Genomic DNA, 641 nt, shown 5'->3' with positions numbered 1-641 from the left:
CATGAAAAGTCTTTTGCTGGTGTGACAGGCTCTGTCAATGTGGGCATTCTTGGTACAGTAAAAGATGTAAAGGATGCAGCCAAACGTTTTGGTCATGGGGATACAAAACACAAAATCGGTAATGGTCTTATTGCTGGTCTAAAAGGCTATGATCTCTATAGCAAAGGCAAAGGTCTTTATAATGGGATGAAAGGTGGAAACAAACAGTCTATTCGTGATATTGCTGATGTTTCTGCTAGCGTAACCGTGGGCTTTAAGACAGAGAAGGCAGAAGCCTCTGTTCAGACCTCTACTGCGGTAACAGGTACAATAGAAGCAGGACGCGCTGTTAATATGCAAGCCCACAAAGGCAGCATCCATGGTGTTGGAGCCGATATTATTGCTGGTACAAACCCGATGCAAAGCAATGATGAACAGAGCGGGAATATCACCATGGGAGCAGGTAAAGATATCATCTTTGAAAGTGCGCAAAACACGCAGAGCACAGAAAACCACACGCAAAGCGCTTCAATGAATATTGGGTATAGTTATGGTACCGGTGGTACAGGGTGGATGGGGAATGCTTCTTTTGGTAAAGGCAAGGGTTCCAGTGAGGAAGTGCATCACAAAAACAGCCATATTGTTGGCACTGGCACTGTTCA

At 44.8% G+C, this 641-nt stretch carries 1 protein-coding gene; it reads left to right on the top strand.

Features of this window, described 5'->3' with window-relative positions; genetic code table 11:
- On the top strand, positions 1-641 hold a 641-nt coding region (locus ACFIQC_RS10105; RefSeq protein ID WP_375707154.1), incomplete at both ends, for a hemagglutinin repeat-containing protein.

The organism is Bartonella sp. AA126HLJHH (assembly GCF_042197425.1).
Lineage (GTDB): Bacteria > Pseudomonadota > Alphaproteobacteria > Rhizobiales > Rhizobiaceae > Bartonella.
The sequence above is the reverse complement of the archived record's forward strand: the minus strand, read 5'-3'. Positions and strand labels throughout refer to the sequence as shown.